The following is a 16,893-nucleotide window of genomic DNA, read 5'->3' as shown; positions in this document are numbered from 1 at the left end:
GGCGCAGCCTGAATTGCCGCGCGGAATGGGCCGTACCCGCCCGGGTCAGATCGGCCAGACGGCCAGCAGGGCCGGCACGCTGACCAGCACGACGATGAGCGAGAGCGGCAGGCCCAATCGCGCATAATCGCCAAATCGATATCCGCCCGGCCCCATGACCAGCGTGTTGCACTGGTGGCCGATCGGCGTGAGGAAATCACAGCCGGCACCGATGGCCACCGCCATCAGAAAGGCGTCGGGGCGAAAGCCCAGCTTGGCGGCAAAGGTCGCGGCGATCGGCGCCATGACGAGAACGGTCGCTGCATTGTTCAAAAACGGCGTCACGGCCATGGCCGCAACCAGGATGAGAGCCAGGGCGCCGAATGGCGGAAGCATTTCGGCGGTGCGCGACAGGAGGTCGGCGATAATGTCGGTGGTTCCGGTGGTCCTGAGCGAATCGCTGATCGGAATGAGAGCGGCCAGCATGATCAGGATGGGCGCATCGAGATGATGATAGACTTCGCGCAAAGGAACGGACCCGGTCACCACCATCAGAAAGGCGGCGGCGAAAAATGCCGTCGCGACGGGGATGCCGCCGAAGGCCGTCGCCCCCATCGTCGCCAGCAGGATGATGACGGGGATCATGCCGTTGCGGGCATTGCCGAGCTTCAAATCCCGTTCGACCAGCGGCAAACATCCCCATTCGCGCAGGAGATCCGGCAGCTTCTGCAAGTCCCCCTGCAGAACCACGACATCGCCATTGCGGATCTTGATCTCGCCCAGACGCTCGGTGATGCGCCTGTCGCGGCGGCTGACGGCAAGAAGGTTGAGGCCGGTATTGTGGAACAGGGAGACGTCTTTGGCGCTGACGCCGATCAGGCGGGAATGTTCGCCGACGATGGCTTCGACGGAACTGATATCCCGGCGCATCTCGGGCTCGTGTTTACGGTCGGACAGCTGAAGCCTGGCTTCGCTGACGATCTTGTCGAGGGCGCTCTGCTCCCCCTCGATAATCAGAAGGTCGCCATCCCTAATCACGGTGTCGGGAAGCGGCGTTCGTCTCTGGCCGCTGCCGCCGATGATCGCGGTCACCATCGCATCGCCGCCGGCCGGCTTCTGCAGCCAGCTGATGGACCGGCCGATCGCCGCCGACGGCGTGACGACCTTGGCTTCAGTCGTGTAATTCTTGATCGCCACCGCCTCATCCATCGACGTTTCCACCCGCGATCTTTCGGGAAGCAGCTTGTAGAACAGCCCCAGGAAGACGACGCCTGTGACCGCGAGCGTCAGGCCGACAGGCGTATAGTCGAACATCGTGAACGGCCGCCCGGTGATCTCCTCGCGCACCCGGGACACGATGATATTCGGCGATGTGCCGATCTGCGTCATCAGCCCGCCGAGCAGCGAGGCGAAAGACATCGGCATCAGGAACATCGACGGCGATACGCGTGATTTGCGGGCCATCTGCACGGCAACCGGGATCATGATCGCCAGTGCGCCGATATTCTTGACGAAAGCCGAGAGCGCCGCGACGATGGCGACCAGAATGATCAGCTGCATGCGTGGCCCGCGTCTTTCCGGAGAAAATCTGCGCAATGCGAGATCCATGATCCCCGACCTGGAGATTGCCGCACTGACGATGAGCGCGCTGCCGACAATGATGACAATGTCATCTGAAAAACCGGAAAAGGCGGTTTTGGCAGGCACGATGCCGACGATGATTGCCACGAGCAGGGAGCTGACGGCGACGATATCATATCGATAGCGCCCCCATACGAAGGCGCCCATCATCAGCGCGATGACGAGAAGAGAGAGCCATTGATCAACGCGCATGTTTGCATCCCTGTGGTAGCAATTAACGTTTGACACGTGAGAACGATACGGCGAGCCGGAGAATTTTTCATCGATCCTCGCCTTTGATAAGGCGAGGCTTGGCTTTGGCGCAGTTGTAGCCAATATTTGAGCTGGAGAAGGCCATCATGGAACTTCCGGCCGCCGGCCGGCATTCCGTGCTTTGGATGCGGCTTGCGGGAACGACCATGGCCAGTGACAACCTCTCGACATATCGATCGAAGCGCGATTTTCGAAAGACGGCGGAGCCGAGCGGCGAGAAGCAGATCGCGCGCAGCAACCGCCGCCGCTTCGTCATCCAGAAACATGACGCCACCCGGCTGCATTACGACCTGCGGCTCGAACTCGACGGCGTCTTCAAATCCTGGGCTGTGACCAAAGGCCCATCGCTCGATCCGCACGACAAGCGGCTTGCCGTCGAAGTGGAAGATCACCCGCTCGATTATGGCGACTTCGAAGGCACGATCCCGAAAGGCCAGTATGGCGGCGGCACGGTGATGCTGTGGGACCGCGGCTATTGGGAGCCCGAGGGAAAGAAGAGCCCTGAGCAGGCGCTCGCCAAGGGGGACTTCAAGTTCACCCTGGAAGGCGAAAGGCTGCACGGGAGCTTCGTGCTGGTGCGCATGCGCAATGACCGCGACGGCAGCAAACGAACCAACTGGCTGCTGATCAAGCACCACGACGCGTTCTCGGTCGAGGAGGATGGCGCAGCGGTGCTGGAGGAGAACGACACCTCCGTCGCCTCCGGCCGGACGATGGACGCGATCGCCGACGGCAAAGGCCGCAAACCGAAGCCGTTCATGCTCAAGGGCGGCGATATCAAGGCGGATGCCGTCTGGGACAGCAACCAGGGGCTCGCCGCCGAAGAAAGGAAGGAGGAGGGCCGAGCCGGCAAGACGCCGAAAACGGCGCCAATCGACCTCCCGGACTTCATCGCGCCGCAGCTTTGCCAGACCCTGGAGCGGCCGCCGCCCGGCGAGGGCTGGATCCACGAGATCAAGTTCGACGGCTACCGTATCCAGATGCGCACGCTCGAGGGCGAGGTGACGCTGAAGACCCGGAAGGGGCTCGACTGGACCGGCAAATATCCGGAGATCGCCGAGGCGGCATCGGCGCTGCCCGACGCCATCATCGACGGCGAGATCTGCGCTCTCGACGATCATGGCGTGCCGGATTTCGCCGCCCTGCAGGCCGCCATTTCGGAAGGCAGGACCGGCGATCTCGTCTATTTCGCCTTCGATCTTCTCTACGACGGCGGCGAGGACCTGCGATCCCTGCCGGTCGTCGAGCGCAAGGCGCGGCTTCAGCGCTTGCTGTCGGATGCCGGCGACGACCCTCGGCTTCGTTTCGTCGAGCATTTCGAGACCGGCGGCGATGCGGTGCTTCGCTCCGCCTGCAAGCTGTCGCTGGAGGGCATCGTCTCCAAGCAGAGCGATGCACCCTATCAATCCGGCCGCACCGACAGCTGGGCCAAGGCGAAATGCCGCGCCGGCCACGAGGTGGTGATCGGCGCCTATGCCAAGACCAACGGCAGGTTCCGATCGCTGCTGGTCGGCGTCTACCGCGGCGACCACTTCGTCTATGTCGGCCGCGTCGGCACGGGCTATGGCGCGAAGAAAGTGGAAACGCTGCTGCCGAAACTGCAGGCGCTCGAGGCGGCGAAATCACCCTTCACCGGCATCGGCGCGCCGAAGAAGGAGGCCGAGGTCACCTGGGTGAAGCCCAAGCTGGTGGCGGAAATCGAGTTCGCGGGCTGGACCGCCGACGGCATCGTCCGCCAGGCGGCCTTCAAGGGGCTGCGCGAGGACAAGCCGGCCAAGGAGGTCAAGGCCGAACGGCCGGCCAAGCCAGCAGAGACCGACGTGCCGGAGCCCGCGGCAGACGCGGAGGCGGAGGAGAAGGCCAGGCCCGCCCGCCGAAAGGGCGCCAAGGCCGAGGTGATGGGCGTGATGATCTCCAATCCGGACAAGCCGCTGTGGCCGGATGCCAATGACCGCCGGCCGGTGACCAAGGAAGAGCTCGCCCGCTACTATGAAGCCGTCGGCGGCTGGATGATCGCGCATATCGAGGGGCGCCCCTGTTCGATCATCCGCGCGCCCGATGGGCTCGGCGGCGAGCAGTTCTTTCAGCGCCATGCGATGCCCGGCACCTCGAACCTTCTCGAACTGGTCAAGGTGTTCGGCGACAGAAAGCCCTATCTGCAGATCGACCGGGTCGAGGGTCTGGCTGCCGTCGCGCAGATCGGCGCCGTCGAGCTGCATCCCTGGAATTGTCAACCGCACAAGCCGGAGGTGCCGGGCCGGCTCGTCTTCGACCTCGACCCCGGCCCCGACGTGCCATTCTCCACCGTCGTTGCCGCCGCCCGCGAGATGCACGATCGTCTCGAGGCGCTCGGTCTCGTCAGCTTCTGCAAGACCACAGGCGGCAAGGGCCTGCATGTCGTCACGCCGCTTACGATCAACAAACGCAAGCCGCTTTCCTGGGCTGAAGCGAAGAGCTTCGCGCACGACGTCTGCCAGCAGATGGCGCGCGACAATCCCGATCTCTATCTGATCAAGATGACCAAGAGCCTGAGGAACGGCCGCATCTTCCTCGACTATCTCCGCAACGACCGGATGGCGACGGCCGTCGCGCCGTTGTCGCCCCGGGCGCGGCCGGGCGCCACCGTGTCGATGCCGCTGACCTGGGCCCAAGTCAAATCCGATCTCGACCCAAAACGCTTCACCATCCGCACCGTGCCGGCGCTCCTGTCGAAATCGTCAGCCTGGGAGAATTATGGCGACGGCCAGCGGCCGCTGGAGCAGGCGATCAAACGCCTTGGCAAAGCCTCGAACGCGGCTTGAGCGCGAATAACAACAGTCCGCCCGTGGCCAGTGTTTGTCGGGATGAATTTTCTCCGCGTGCCGATCTTGCCCTTCATAAAACCGCTCCAAATTACGGCGGAGTGGATTACGGGCATCAAGCGTTTGACAATCCATTGCCCCTGAGGTCTACTGGCCCACTTACCGGACCAGTAGACCTCAGGGGGAGGGCATGGCGATGGATGTGCGAGCCATGCTCGAAGAGGTTGCGACGCTTGAGGGAGCGCCGAAGAAGTCGATGAAGGACTTCGTCGTCCAGAAAATCGCGACCTTCATCGCCACCGGCATCCTCAAGACAGGCGATCCGCTGCCCAGCGAACGGGAGCTGGCTGGCGCGCTTTCGGTCAGCCGCGAGACCGTCCGCGGCGCGATCCTTATCCTTTCCACCCATGGAATTCTCTCGGTTGCGCAGGGAACGCGCACGGTGGTGGCATCGGAAGATGTCGGCGAATTGGCTGTACAGGCGGCGCGCTATCGCGACATCGCGGCCTATAGTCTCGACAATGTTCATGAGGCGAGGCTGCTGATCGAAGCGCAGGTCGTCAGGGCCGCCGCGGTCAAGATGGAAGCGTCGACGCTTGATTATCTCGGCAAGTCGATCGCAGCCCAGGAAGCCGCCTGTGACGATCCCGTCCGTTTTTTGATCTGCGACCGGGAATTTCACACCGCCATCTACCGGTCCAGCGGCAACGCGGTGCTCGCCGATATGGCCGCCGATCTTTACTCCTATCTTCTGAGCCACCGCAGGCGCGTCGTATCGCAGCCCGGCACGATCGCCACGAGCATCGCCGATCACCGGCTGATCCTCGCCGGCCTGGAGACGCGGGATCCGGACGCCGCATGCGCGGCCTTCGCGATCCATGAAACCCGCATTTATACCACGACCAAGCTGCTCCTGGCCTAGTTCGCAGGCAAAGAGCGGCAGAGACGAGACATCGAAGACAGGGGGAATAGGATGCATATTCTCATTATCGGGGCGGGCGGAATGATCGGCCGGAAGCTCGCCGCCAGCTTGGCGCGCAGCGGTTCCCTCGGCGCTCGAACGATCACCCGCATGACGCTTGTGGATATCGCCCCACCGCCGGTGCCATCAGGCGTGGTTGCCTCGGTCGAAGCGCTGGCGGCCGATATTTCCGAAGGCGATGCAGCGGCAGCCCTGGCGGCTCGCCGCGCCGACGTGATCTTCCATCTCGCCGCGATCGTTTCCGGCGAGGCCGAGCGCAATTTCGACCTCGGCTACCGGGTCAATCTCGATGGCACGCGATTGCTGTTGGAAGCGATCCGTCATGAGGGAAGCCGGCAAGCCTATGTTCCCCGGCTCGTCTTCTCCTCGTCGATCGCGGTCTACGGTTCGCCGTTTCCCGATCCGATCCCCGACGATTACGTCCAGGCGCCGCTCACCAGCTACGGCGTGCAGAAGGCGATATCCGAACTCCTGCTGGCCGACTATTCGCGCCGCGGCTTCATCGACGGCGTGGGAATTCGATTGCCGACCATCGTGATCCGGCCGGGTGCCCCGAATGCCGCCGCATCGGGCTTCTTTTCCGGAATCCTGCGGGAGCCGCTGGCCGGCCAGCGGGCTGTTCTTCCCGTTGAGGAAACGGTCAAACACTGGCTGGCAAGCCCGCGTTCCGCCGTCAAATTTCTGATCCACGCCGCAACGCTCGACACGTCGTCGCTGGGTGCGCGGCGCACGCTCACCATGCCGGGGGTCGCCGCCACCGTTGCCGATCAGATCGCCGCGTTGCGCCGGGCTGCCGGCCCCGAGGCGGTCGACCTGATCGACCGCCGCCGCGACGAGGTCATCGAAGGGATCGTCGCGGGATGGCCGAAATCCTTTGCGCCTGAACGCGCGACGCAACTGGGTTTTTCCGCCGAAACCAGCGTCGACGAGCTGATCGAGGTCTACCTCGCCGAGGACGCTCCGGCTGCGCCGCGAGGCGATTGAGGAGAGGGGGAGGGGGGCCCGCCCGGGGCCCACCCCCACAGATGCGGGATTGCGGCGGCTGAAGGACTTGGGAGAGATGACAGCCGCCGGCAAGACAGAGTGAGATACGAAGACATAAGCATGTAGCGCTCGATTTCTGGGAGGAGTGAGTATGGCAGGCGTTCAATTCGCGGATGTGCGGAAATCCTTCGGTGTGCATCCTGTCATCAAGGGGGTGGACATCGACGTTGCCGATGGGGAATTCGTCATCCTCGTCGGCCCCTCGGGCTGCGGCAAGTCGACCCTTCTCAGGATGCTGGCGGGGCTCGAGAACATTTCCGGCGGCGAGATCAAGATCGGCGGACGCGTGGTCAACACGCTGCCGCCGAAGGACCGCGACATCGCCATGGTGTTCCAGAATTATGCGCTCTATCCGCATATGACGGTCGAGCAGAACATGGGCTTCTCGCTGATGCTCAACAAGGCGCCGAAGGCAGAGGCCGAAAAGCGGGTGAAATATGCCGCCGGCATCCTCGGCCTCGACAAATTGCTCGACCGCTATCCGCGCCAGCTTTCCGGCGGCCAGCGCCAGCGTGTCGCCATGGGCCGGGCGATCGTGCGCGATCCTGAAGTTTTCCTGTTCGACGAGCCGCTCTCCAACCTCGATGCCAAGCTGCGCGTCGCCATGCGCGCCGAAATCAAGGAGCTACACCAGCGGCTGAAAACCACCACCGTTTACGTCACCCACGACCAGATCGAGGCGATGACCATGGCCGACAAGATCGTCGTCATGCATGACGGCATCGTCGAACAGATCGGATCGCCGCTGGAGCTCTACGACAAGCCGGCCAATCTCTTCGTCGGCGGCTTCATCGGCTCGCCGGCGATGAACATGATCAAGGGCAGGCTCGATCCGGAAGACGTCCGCCAGTTCGTCGCCGCCAACGGCACGCGGCTGCCCGTCGCCGATCCGCCGGCAAGTGCGGTGGGCCGCGAACTCGTCTATGGGCTGCGCCCCGAATATATCTCGCTCGATCCGAACGGTGTGCCGGCCGAGATCGTGGTGATCGAACCCACCGGCTATGAGACCCATCTGACCGTTCGCCTCGGCGGCAGCGATGTCAGCTGCGTGTTCCGGGAGCGCGTCAATGCCCGCCCTGGCGAAGCGATCCGCGTGGCGATCGACGCTTCGCACGTCCATCTCTTCGATGCCGAAGGCGGACAGAGATTGACCGACTGATGCCATCCGGCGGCGCGGGAGGGGAGGAGCCTTCCCCGCCGCCGGAGCGCAGGCATTCCGTGGGCGCTTCCGCTCCGGGGATGCCAGGCCGCCGTCCACCCAAGCGGGAGGTGGACGCCGGAGAATTGCTCCCGCTGTTTCAATGAGGAGGAATCTCATGACGATCAAGAGACGTGAATTTCTTGCTGCATCGGCAGCCGTTGCCGGCGCTGCCGGCTTCGGCATCAAGCCATCTTTTGCGCAGGCCGAGCCGACCTACACGCCGGAAAGCGGCGCCAGCCTGCGGCTGCTGCGCTGGACGCCCTTCGTCAAGGGCGACGAGGAGGCCTGGATCGCCAACACCAAGAAGTTCACCGAAGCGACCGGCGTCGAAGTGCGCATCGACAAGGAAAGCTGGGAAGACATCCGCCCGAAGGCTGCCGTTGCCGCCAATGTCGGCTCCGGCCCGGATCTCATCATGTGCTGGTTCGACGACGCCCACCAATATCCGGACAAGCTGGTCGATCTCACCGAACTCGGCAACTATCTCGGCAACAAGTATGAGGGCTGGTACGACGGCGTGAAGGGGTACGCGACACGCGGCGACACCTTCATCGCCATGCCGCTGACGGCGATCGGCAATGCCGTCGTCTATCGCGACAGCCACGTCAAGGCCGCCGGTTTCAACGAATTCCCGAACGACACCGCAGGCTTCCTCGAGCTTTGCAAGGCGATGAAGGCAAAGGGCACGCCCGCCGGCTTCCCGCACGGCAAGGCGGTCGGCGACGGCAACAATTATGCCCACTGGCTGCTCTGGAGCCATAACGGCAAGATGGTCGACGAAGGCGGCAAGGTGACGATCAACAGCCCCGAAACGCTGGCTTCGATCAACTATGCCAAGGAGCTCTATGCGACCTTCATTCCGGGCACGGAAAGCTGGCAGGACGTCAACAACAACCGCGCGTTCCTCGCCGGCCAGGTCTCGCTGATCGCCAACGGCGTCTCGGTCTATTACACCGCCAAGAACGACCCGAAACTCGCCGAGATCGCCAAGGATATCCGCACCACGAACTTCCCGATCGGCCCGGTCGGCAAGAGCGTCGAGCTTTGCCAGACGAGTTCGCTGCTGCTCTTCAAGCACACAAAATATCCTGAGGCGGCCAAGGCCTACATCAAGTTCATGATGGAAGCCGACCAGATGAATGCCTGGATCCAGGGCTCCAGCGCCTATTGCTGCCAGCCGCTCAAGGCCTTCGCCAAGAACCCGATCTGGACCGCCGATCCGGTCCACGCGCCCTATGCACGCGCCTCGGAAAAACTGCGCCCGAACGGTTATGCCGGCCCGCTCGGCTACGCCTCGGCGGCAACCATGGCCGATTATGTTCTGGTCGACATGTACGCCGCCGCCGTCACCGGCCAGATGTCGCCGGAGGATGCGATGAAGGAAGCTGAGCGCCGGGCCAACCGCTACTATCGCGTCTGAGCCCCGCTTAATGCATGTCGCCCGGAAGTGCGTAGCGGTTCCGGGGATAACGACATGCATGGAAACAACAGACAAGTACGCGGCATGCCGGCCTTTCGGCATGCCGCAAGCTCCTCCGGGAGTCCAAACGCGATCTGGAGATAAGCAATGTCGATGGCAAATTCGGGGAATGGACGTGGGCCGGTCTCTTCGCTCCTGCAGAACAACAATGTGCTCGGCTTCCTGTTCATGCTGCCGGCGGCGGTGTTCCTCGTCTGCTTTCTCACCTACCCGCTGGGGCTCGGCGTCTGGCTCGGCTTCACCGACACCAGGATCGGCCGCGACGGCATCTTCATCGGGCTGGAGAACTATCAGTTCCTGATGGATGACTCGGTCTTCTGGCTGTCGGTGTTCAACACCATTCTCTATACCTTCGTCGCCTCTGTGCTGAAATTCGCGCTCGGCCTCTGGCTGGCGATGCTGCTCAACCAGCACCTGCCCTACAAATCCTTCTTCCGGGCGATCGTCCTGCTGCCCTGGGTGGTGCCGACGGTGCTTTCGGCGCTGGCCTTCTGGTGGATCTACGATTCGCAGTTCTCGATCATCTCCTGGTCGCTGATGAAGCTGGGGCTGATCAGCGGACCGATCAACTTCCTCGGCGATCCGATCAATGCCCGCATATCCGTCATCGTCGCCAATGTCTGGCGCGGCATTCCCTTCGTGGCGATCTCGCTGCTTGCGGGGCTGCAGACCATCCCGGCGTCGCTGCAGGAGGCAGCCTCACTCGACGGTGCCACCAGCTGGCAGCGTTTCCGCTATGTGACGCTGCCGATGCTGACGCCGATCATCGCCGTCGTGATGACCTTCTCGGTGCTTTTCACCTTTACCGATTTCCAACTCATCTACGTGCTGACCAAGGGCGGCCCCGTCAACGCGACGCATCTGATGGCGACGCTCTCGTTCCAGCGCGGCATTCCCGGCGGCCAGCTGGGCGAGGGTGCGGCGATCGCCGTTGCCATGGTGCCCTTCCTGCTCGGCGCGATCATGTTCAGCTTCTTCGGCCTGCAGCGGCGCAAATGGCAGCAGGGCGGCCAAGATTAGGAGAATGACGATGTCGACACATTCGAACACCGCTCATCAGGCAAACACCGCCGACCAGGTCGTGACCGACAATGCCGAAGGCATGAGCTATCTGAACCGTCTGCCGCGGCGGATCGTGATGCTCTATCTGCCGATGGCCGTCTTCGTCTTCGTGCTGCTCTTCCCGTTTTACTGGATGGCGATCACCGCGGTGAAACCCAACGAGCAGCTGACCGACTATAGCAATTACAGCCCGTTCTGGGTGGTGGGGCCGACGATCGCGCACATCAAATACCTGTTCCTCGAGACATCCTATCCGGGCTGGCTGTGGAACACGATGCTGGTGGCGGTCTGCTCCACCTTCCTCTCGCTGGTGGCGTCGGTCCTGGGCGCCTATGCCATCGAGCGCGTCCGCTTCACCGGCTCGCGTTCGGTCGGCCTGGTGATCTTCCTCGCCTATCTCGTGCCGCCGTCGATCCTCTTCATCCCGCTTGCCTTCATCGTCTTCAAGCTCGGCATCTATGATTCCCGGCTGGCGCTGATCTTCACCTACCCGACCTTCCTCATTCCCTTCTGCACCTGGCTGCTGATGGGTTATTTCCGCTCGATCCCGTTCGAGCTGGAGGAAAGCGCGCTGGTGGACGGCGCCAACCGGTGGCAGATTCTCACCAAGATCATCCTGCCGCTCGCCGTGCCGGGGCTGATTTCGGCCGGCATCTTCGCCTTCACGCTGTCCTGGAACGAATTCATCTATGCCCTTACTTTCATTCAGTCATCGGAGAATAAAACCATTCCCGTCGGCGTGCTGACCGAACTGGTGCGCGGCGATGTCTTCGAATGGGGGGCGCTGATGGCGGGCGCTCTGTTCGGCTCGCTGCCGGTGGTCATCCTCTACTCGTTCTTCGTCGATTATTACGTGTCCTCGATGACGGGTGCGGTGAAGGAGTGACAGCAGCAAACGGCATGCCCAACCACATTCGGCGGTCTCAACGTCGAGCCTTCTTGCGACACGTGGTATAGTTCAATTTCGGTTGTCCACGGACGATTCGATAAAGGAATTATTCCATGGGAGATCAGAAACGCCCGCTGCAACCTGGAGAAGCCGCGCCCGGCTTCGCACTGGCGACGGCCAACTTCGACGGAACGGTCTCTTTCGCCGACTTGAGCGGCCGCCCGTTCCTGATCGGCTTCTTTCGCGGGCTGCACTGCCCATTCTGCCGGCGTCAGTTGGAACAGCTTGCCGGCGTCGAGCCGACGCTGCGCGCCGCCGGCGTGGAGACGGTGGCCGTTATCAATACGCCGGCGGAACGTGCCCGGCTGTATTTCCGCCACCGGCCGACGCCGATAACGCTTCTCTGCGACCCCGACTGCCGCACGCATCGGGCCTACGGTGTGCCGCATGCCGAGCTCCTGCCCGATGGCAGCGACGAGCAGCCCGAATGGCCCTATCGCACAACGATGGCGCAGTTCCAGACGGCACGCATCAACCCCACCGGCGAACTGCCGGAACCGCTCCACCCGATGGAAGCCAACACGATACTCAACGCCAAGGACGGCTTCGAACTTACCGAAGCCGATCATGCGATCTTCGCGAACCACGGAACCCAGCTCGTCGGGCACTTCCTGGTCAATGCGGAGGGCATCATCGGCTGGGCACGAATAGAGGCGCTCGACGGACCGAACAGCCTCTCCGTCTTCCCGACCGCGGCGGAGATCATCGCCGCCGCCGGCAGCCTTGGGCACTGAGAGCGCGATCTCGTCCGAAACCCGCTCACACTTTCGGCGCTCCAGCAGATCACAAATGCTGCAGAAGTAGACCTGCCGCCAAGGCATGAAAGGCCTCGACCGCTTTCGGCAGCACGTTTTGCGGATTTTCGCTGGCGGCGATCCAGAGAGCCGCATTGAGCGCCGCGCCGCTTAGCAATCGGGCCGCCGCTTCGGCGTCAAGCGGCTTGAGTATGCCTTGTGCGATCAGGCGCTCCACGGCGCTCTTGGTTACCTGCAGACAGGTGTTTTGGCTCGGCCATTGCGAGGGATCGCCTAGCACCGCCGGTCCGTCGAGCAGAACGATGCGTTGGACTTCCGGATTGAGCGCCATCTCGATATAGGCCGCACCCTCGGCGAGCATGCCCTGCCAATCATTGCCCGCCCGAGCCCCGATCTCCTTGGCGCGCGCTGCCATCTCCGTATCGATCTGTTCGACGACTGCCGCCAGCAGTCCGCGCTTGTCGCCGAAATTGTGGTAAAGCGCGCCGCGTGTCAGGCCGGCGTCCGCCGTCAACTCGTCCATCGAGGCTGCAGCGTATCCCTTTTCCGCAAAGGCCTTTCGCGCCGCCGCGATCAACTTGACGCGGTTTTCCCGCATGGTTTCGCTGCGTGGTTTCGCCATCCGACCCTCTCAAATTTCACATACGCAGCGTATATGAGATTGACATACGTCGCGTATGTCCCATATTACACATACGCACCGTATATAACAGTGCGCTCATTGCTCGTTGCCAACAAAAAGAGAGACCAGAATGACCCAACGCGAAGCAATCTTTCCTGCCGGCAGACATGCTCTTTACGAAGAGCACGGCTATTCCGCCGCGATCCGATCCGGTGATCTGCTGTTCGTGTCCGGACAGGTCGGCAGCCGTTCGGATGGCACACCCGAACCCGATTTCGAACGCCAGGTAAGGCTGGCCTTTGAAAATCTGAAGGCCACGCTGAGTGCCGCCGGCTGCACGCTGGATGATATCGTCGATGTCACCTCCTTCCACACCGACCCTGAAAACCAGTTCGCAACCATCATGGCCGTCAAGCAGGAGACTTTCAGCAAGCCGCCCTATCCGAACTGGACTGCGCTCGGCGTCAACTGGCTCGCCGGTTTCGATTTCGAAATAAAAGTCATCGCCCGTATTCCGGCAGACAGCTGACATCACCACCCCCGACACGGAGAAACGCCCTCCAGCAGGAAGCGCCCGACTTTCACCGAGCCGCCGGCCGGCGTCGAGAACTTGCCGACATCGCTCGCCGCTCCTATCTCATGTCGAACAGACTGATGGAGCGACGAGATGGAACTTGTGGCTGACACGCAACTCGATACGGCGATCGAGATCATTCCTCCGGAAGACACAAAAGACCAGGCCGACGGCCGTATTTGCCTGTGCTGCAAGCGCCGGCGCCGGTGGATGGACGACGACGGCTGCGGCATTTGCGAGGAATGCCTGGCCTCGTAATCACAGCGAAAAGGGCACAAGGCGATGGCAATCCGCAGCGCTGGACTTCTCATCTACCGGCGCATGTCCAACGACATCGAAGTGCTTCTCGTCCATCCCGGCGGTCCCTTCTGGGCGGGGAAGGACGAAGCTGCCTGGTCGATCCCAAAGGGATTGATCGAGCCGGAAGAGGATGAACTGGCGGCGGCAATGAGGGAGACGGCCGAAGAGCTGGGTGTCGCCATCGACGGCATGTTCACGCCGCTCGGCGAATACCGGCAGCCGGGCGGCAAGATCGTCGTCGTGTGGTCGGTCGAAGCCGATCCGGTATTGGACGTGAACGCGATACGAAGCTCTGAATTTCAGATGGAATGGCCGCCGAGATCGGGAGCGATAAAGAGCTTTCCGGAGGTGGACCGCGCGGGTTGGTTTTCCCTGGCCGAGGCGGGAACGAAGCTGTTGAAAGGACAGCGACCGATGCTTGCCGACCTGCTGAAGCATCAGGAGTGACCGGCGCGAAATGATGATCGAGCCGCCCGTCTCGCCGCATGCATGCGTGAGGCGCGCGGCAGCCATGCGTTGCTTCTGCAGACATCCATCTCCATCTGACAGTCACAGCCGCCTCACTCAATCGAAAAAATCGGCGCTCCGACCCGGCTTGGGCACGCGCGAGGAGACAATCATGAACGGCATATCGAAAACCCTCAACGACATGACACTTATCGAGCGGTCGAGCCTGCTCGACACCGTCGCCGACGCCCTGGAGGCAACCGCCGAGGAGGCCGAAGACGCGGGCGACGCCCGCTTCGTCGCCAACTCCATCTGCATCGCCAACACGATCCGGGGATTATCGGGGGAGCTTGCGCCGCGCGACCTGCGGGCGGCCGAGCTGCTTCTCGAGCAGGGTATCATGCTCGTCCACCAATTCTCCAGCAGGGTAAAACCAAGCGGAATGAAGCATTAGCGCCATGCGCAAAATCGGGCCGGCAGAGCCGGCCCGTCCGTAATCACTGCTGCTCGAGCGGCGCTGGCACCGCAGCCGGTGAAGCCGGCCGTCCAAGCCGATCGGCGACCAGCATCGACAGCATCATTTCCACAAGCCCATTGGCGGCGCCCTTTTCGCCGCCGGCGCCGCCGACCTGGATCTGCGGCACCAGCGGCAGCCTGCCATTTTCGATCGCCTCGGCGAAGCGCATCAGCACCTGCGAGTGGAGCTGATAATCCGGCCCACCGAAGGCCGCGACCTTCTTTTCGGTCGCCTCTGCTTCCGCCAGACCGACGGCGCGCACCTTCTGGGCATCGGCCAAACCGGTCGCCTTGATGCGCTCGGCATCGGCAAGTGCGATCGACTTGATCCGGTCGGCCTCACCCAGGCCGGCGAGCCGCACCTTTTCCGCTTCGGCCTTGGCGGTCACCTGAATGGTTTCCGCCTGCTGGCGGGTGCGGGCGAGTTGCGCCTTGCCTTCGTTCTCGCTGATCTCGATGGTGAGCGCCGATGTCGTGATCTTGGCCTGCTGTTCGGCGAGCGCTTCCTTTTCGCGCAATGTGCGCTCCTGGATCGCCGCCGCCTCCTGCAATTTATAGGTCTCGACCTTTTCAACGGCGATCTGGCGCTCGCGCAGCTGGATCAGGATCTGCTCTATGCTGTTCTGGCCGTTGCTGGCCCGCGGCGTGCCGATCAGCACTTCCTGCAGTTCGAGACTGTAAGAGTTAAACTTCTCGCGCATTTCGTCGCCGGATTTGCGCTGGATTTCGCTGCGCTCCTGCAGCAGTTCGATCAGAGTCTTTGTCTGGGCAATATTCTTGAAATAGGCCGAGACCATCGGATCGAGCGTCTGTTCGACCAGCCGTTTGATATCCCCAAAACGCTGTACGACGAGAGGCGCCTTCATATAGTCGATATGCACGACGACCGAGAGCGGCAGCACCGGTTCGAACGCATCCTTGGTGATCAGCGACACTTCGGAAAGATTCTCGTCCAGCCTGTGCTCGCCGAACTGTTCCTTCGTCCATTTGAGCACGAAGTTGGTGGTCGGCACGATGATGATATTGCCGGCATAGGTGTTGAACGCATATTTGCCCGGCAGAAGCGGCGTCGACCAGACACCGCGTGCGCCCGTCTCGACCAGCTCGCCATGGCGATAGGACTGGCCTGAAATATCCGCGCTTCGCCGGCCGGTATAAGAGACGACGACACCCACCGTGCCGACCTCGATGATCGTCTTCTCCACAAGTTCGACGGTCGCAAAGATGCGGTTGAGGAAATAACTGCCGTCGGCAAGCACCTGCAATTGCCGGCCGCGATAACCGCCGGCATTGAGAAATTTCTCCGGATCCTGGAAATTATTGTGGAAGTTCGGGTCCTTTGGGTTGTTGGCAACGGTCGGCGCGATGATCTCGCCATCCGGCAGCGCCGGACCGTCATGGATGGTGACGACACCGATCAGGTCCTGGGCGTCATGAATGACGACGGGCTCGAAACCGTTCCGCTCGGTGATCAAGGTGGACATGTCGGCAAACAGTCTTTGTTCCCCCGTGTTCAGGTTGACGGAGTAGGTCGATTGGGCGGTCAGCACGATGAACTGCGCCAGATTGATGGCATAGGTGCCTTCGCGCAGGATCTTGCGCTGCGGCCCCTTCTGGCCGCCCTTTGTCAGAAAGCCGCGCACGTCCTGAAAATCATCGGCGTCGACATTCGAGGCAAGCGTCTGGGTCGGCGGCAACGGCTCGCCATCGCGGGCGAAGACATAGCCGATCTGGCCCTGCGGAATGGTCACGAGATTGGCGCGATGCATCGAATACTGGAACGGCATGAAGAAATGCAGGCCGCCGCGCACGACTTCCGGCTGGAAGCCGGCCTCGCCATAGAGCGCAATGAAGCCATTATCGACGGAGCCGCGAAAGCTCCACAGCTTTTCGAGAATGCCGAGCCTGTCGTTCGGGATATAGCGGATCACGCCGCTCCACCGGAACAGGGCTGCCAGCACGATGAGCGTAACGGCGATTTCAATCGCCTTCCATCCCATCGGGCTTAGATATTGTAAGGTTTCCATCTTTTCTCTCGTATGGGCGCACGGGTTCGTTCCACCCGATAGCCGCCCGGCTGGTGCTGGTTGATAAGACGGGGAGATGGCGCGCCTGTTCGTTCGACGCACCTAATTGTGTATCGAACGTTTGGGCTGCTCATTGTCTGGAAAAAACGACCGCGCGTCCCGAGTCCCCGATGAGGGGCGGCGTGGTCGTGAGTGATCTTACATCGGTGTCACCTTGATAGACATGACGATGCAGGACGTAAGGATTGCGCCTTGAGGTTT

At 62.2% G+C, this 16,893-nt stretch carries 15 protein-coding genes; 12 read left to right on the top strand and 3 right to left on the bottom strand.

Annotation, left to right across the window (positions count from 1 at the left end):
• Positions 1-45 precede the first annotated feature (45 nt).
• Positions 46-1,812 carry an SLC13 family permease gene (locus tag AF337_RS35915; protein ID WP_049735823.1) on the bottom strand — a complete coding sequence of 589 codons (1,767 nt, stop codon included), beginning with the start codon at positions 1,810-1,812 and terminating at the stop codon, positions 46-48.
• A 206-nt stretch (positions 1,813-2,018) separates the two neighbouring features.
• Here AF337_RS35915 and ligD point away from each other — a divergent pair, with 206 nt between their 5' ends.
• From ligD to AF337_RS35875, 8 genes are all read left to right on the top strand, one after another.
• Complete coding sequence (gene ligD / locus AF337_RS35910; protein WP_049735852.1) at positions 2,019-4,673, top strand: DNA ligase D; 2,655 nt, start codon at positions 2,019-2,021, stop codon at positions 4,671-4,673.
• A 196-nt stretch (positions 4,674-4,869) separates the two neighbouring features.
• On the top strand, positions 4,870-5,595 hold the full coding sequence (locus tag AF337_RS35905) for a FadR/GntR family transcriptional regulator (RefSeq protein ID WP_049735822.1): 726 nt from the start codon (positions 4,870-4,872) through the stop codon (positions 5,593-5,595).
• Positions 5,596-5,646: 51 nt separating this feature from the next.
• Positions 5,647-6,639, top strand: coding sequence for a D-erythronate dehydrogenase (gene denD / locus AF337_RS35900; protein ID WP_049735821.1), 993 nt, complete (start codon positions 5,647-5,649; stop codon positions 6,637-6,639).
• Between the two features lie 151 nt (positions 6,640-6,790).
• Positions 6,791-7,858, top strand: coding sequence for an ABC transporter ATP-binding protein (locus AF337_RS35895; RefSeq protein WP_049735820.1), 1,068 nt, complete (start codon positions 6,791-6,793; stop codon positions 7,856-7,858).
• Positions 7,859-8,015: 157 nt separating this feature from the next.
• Entirely contained in the window at positions 8,016-9,320 is a 1,305-nt protein-coding gene (locus tag AF337_RS35890) for an ABC transporter substrate-binding protein (RefSeq protein ID WP_049735819.1), read from the top strand.
• 147 nt (positions 9,321-9,467) lie between these two features.
• A complete protein-coding gene (locus AF337_RS35885) occupies positions 9,468-10,400 on the top strand; it encodes a carbohydrate ABC transporter permease (RefSeq protein ID WP_049735818.1) in 933 nt (310 codons plus the stop codon).
• Positions 10,401-10,410: 10 nt separating this feature from the next.
• Positions 10,411-11,328, top strand: a complete 918-nt coding sequence (locus AF337_RS35880) for a carbohydrate ABC transporter permease (RefSeq protein ID WP_049735817.1) — start codon at positions 10,411-10,413, stop codon at positions 11,326-11,328.
• 116 nt (positions 11,329-11,444) lie between these two features.
• The gene (locus AF337_RS35875) at positions 11,445-12,125 is read left to right on the top strand and encodes a redoxin domain-containing protein (RefSeq protein ID WP_049735816.1); all 681 of its coding nucleotides are present in this window, start codon (positions 11,445-11,447) and stop codon (positions 12,123-12,125) included.
• 49 nt (positions 12,126-12,174) lie between these two features.
• Here AF337_RS35875 and AF337_RS35870 read toward each other — a convergent pair whose 3' ends face one another.
• A complete protein-coding gene (locus AF337_RS35870) occupies positions 12,175-12,768 on the bottom strand; it encodes a TetR/AcrR family transcriptional regulator (RefSeq protein ID WP_049735815.1) in 594 nt (197 codons plus the stop codon).
• A gap of 130 nt (positions 12,769-12,898) precedes the next feature.
• Here AF337_RS35870 and AF337_RS35865 point away from each other — a divergent pair, with 130 nt between their 5' ends.
• The 4 genes from AF337_RS35865 (at position 12,899) to AF337_RS35855 (ending at position 14,543) form a co-directional block, all read left to right on the top strand.
• Complete coding sequence (locus AF337_RS35865) at positions 12,899-13,297, top strand: RidA family protein (protein WP_049735814.1); 399 nt, start codon at positions 12,899-12,901, stop codon at positions 13,295-13,297.
• 138 nt (positions 13,298-13,435) lie between these two features.
• Complete coding sequence (locus tag AF337_RS43905) at positions 13,436-13,600, top strand: hypothetical protein (protein ID WP_167347834.1); 165 nt, start codon at positions 13,436-13,438, stop codon at positions 13,598-13,600.
• A 24-nt stretch (positions 13,601-13,624) separates the two neighbouring features.
• Positions 13,625-14,089, top strand: a complete 465-nt coding sequence (locus tag AF337_RS35860) for an NUDIX hydrolase (RefSeq protein ID WP_049735813.1) — start codon at positions 13,625-13,627, stop codon at positions 14,087-14,089.
• A gap of 172 nt (positions 14,090-14,261) precedes the next feature.
• On the top strand, positions 14,262-14,543 hold the full coding sequence (locus AF337_RS35855; RefSeq protein WP_049735812.1) for a hypothetical protein: 282 nt from the start codon (positions 14,262-14,264) through the stop codon (positions 14,541-14,543).
• A 43-nt stretch (positions 14,544-14,586) separates the two neighbouring features.
• On the opposite strand, the gene AF337_RS35850 is transcribed toward AF337_RS35855, so the two are convergent.
• Positions 14,587-16,632, bottom strand: a complete 2,046-nt coding sequence (locus AF337_RS35850; RefSeq protein ID WP_049735811.1) for an SPFH domain-containing protein — start codon at positions 16,630-16,632, stop codon at positions 14,587-14,589.
• Between the last annotated feature and the right edge of the window lie 261 nt (positions 16,633-16,893).

The organism is Rhizobium ecuadorense (genome assembly GCF_001187535.1).
GTDB lineage: Bacteria > Pseudomonadota > Alphaproteobacteria > Rhizobiales > Rhizobiaceae > Rhizobium > Rhizobium ecuadorense.
Note: the sequence above shows the minus strand (reverse complement) of the source record. Positions and strands in the feature narration are given on the sequence as shown.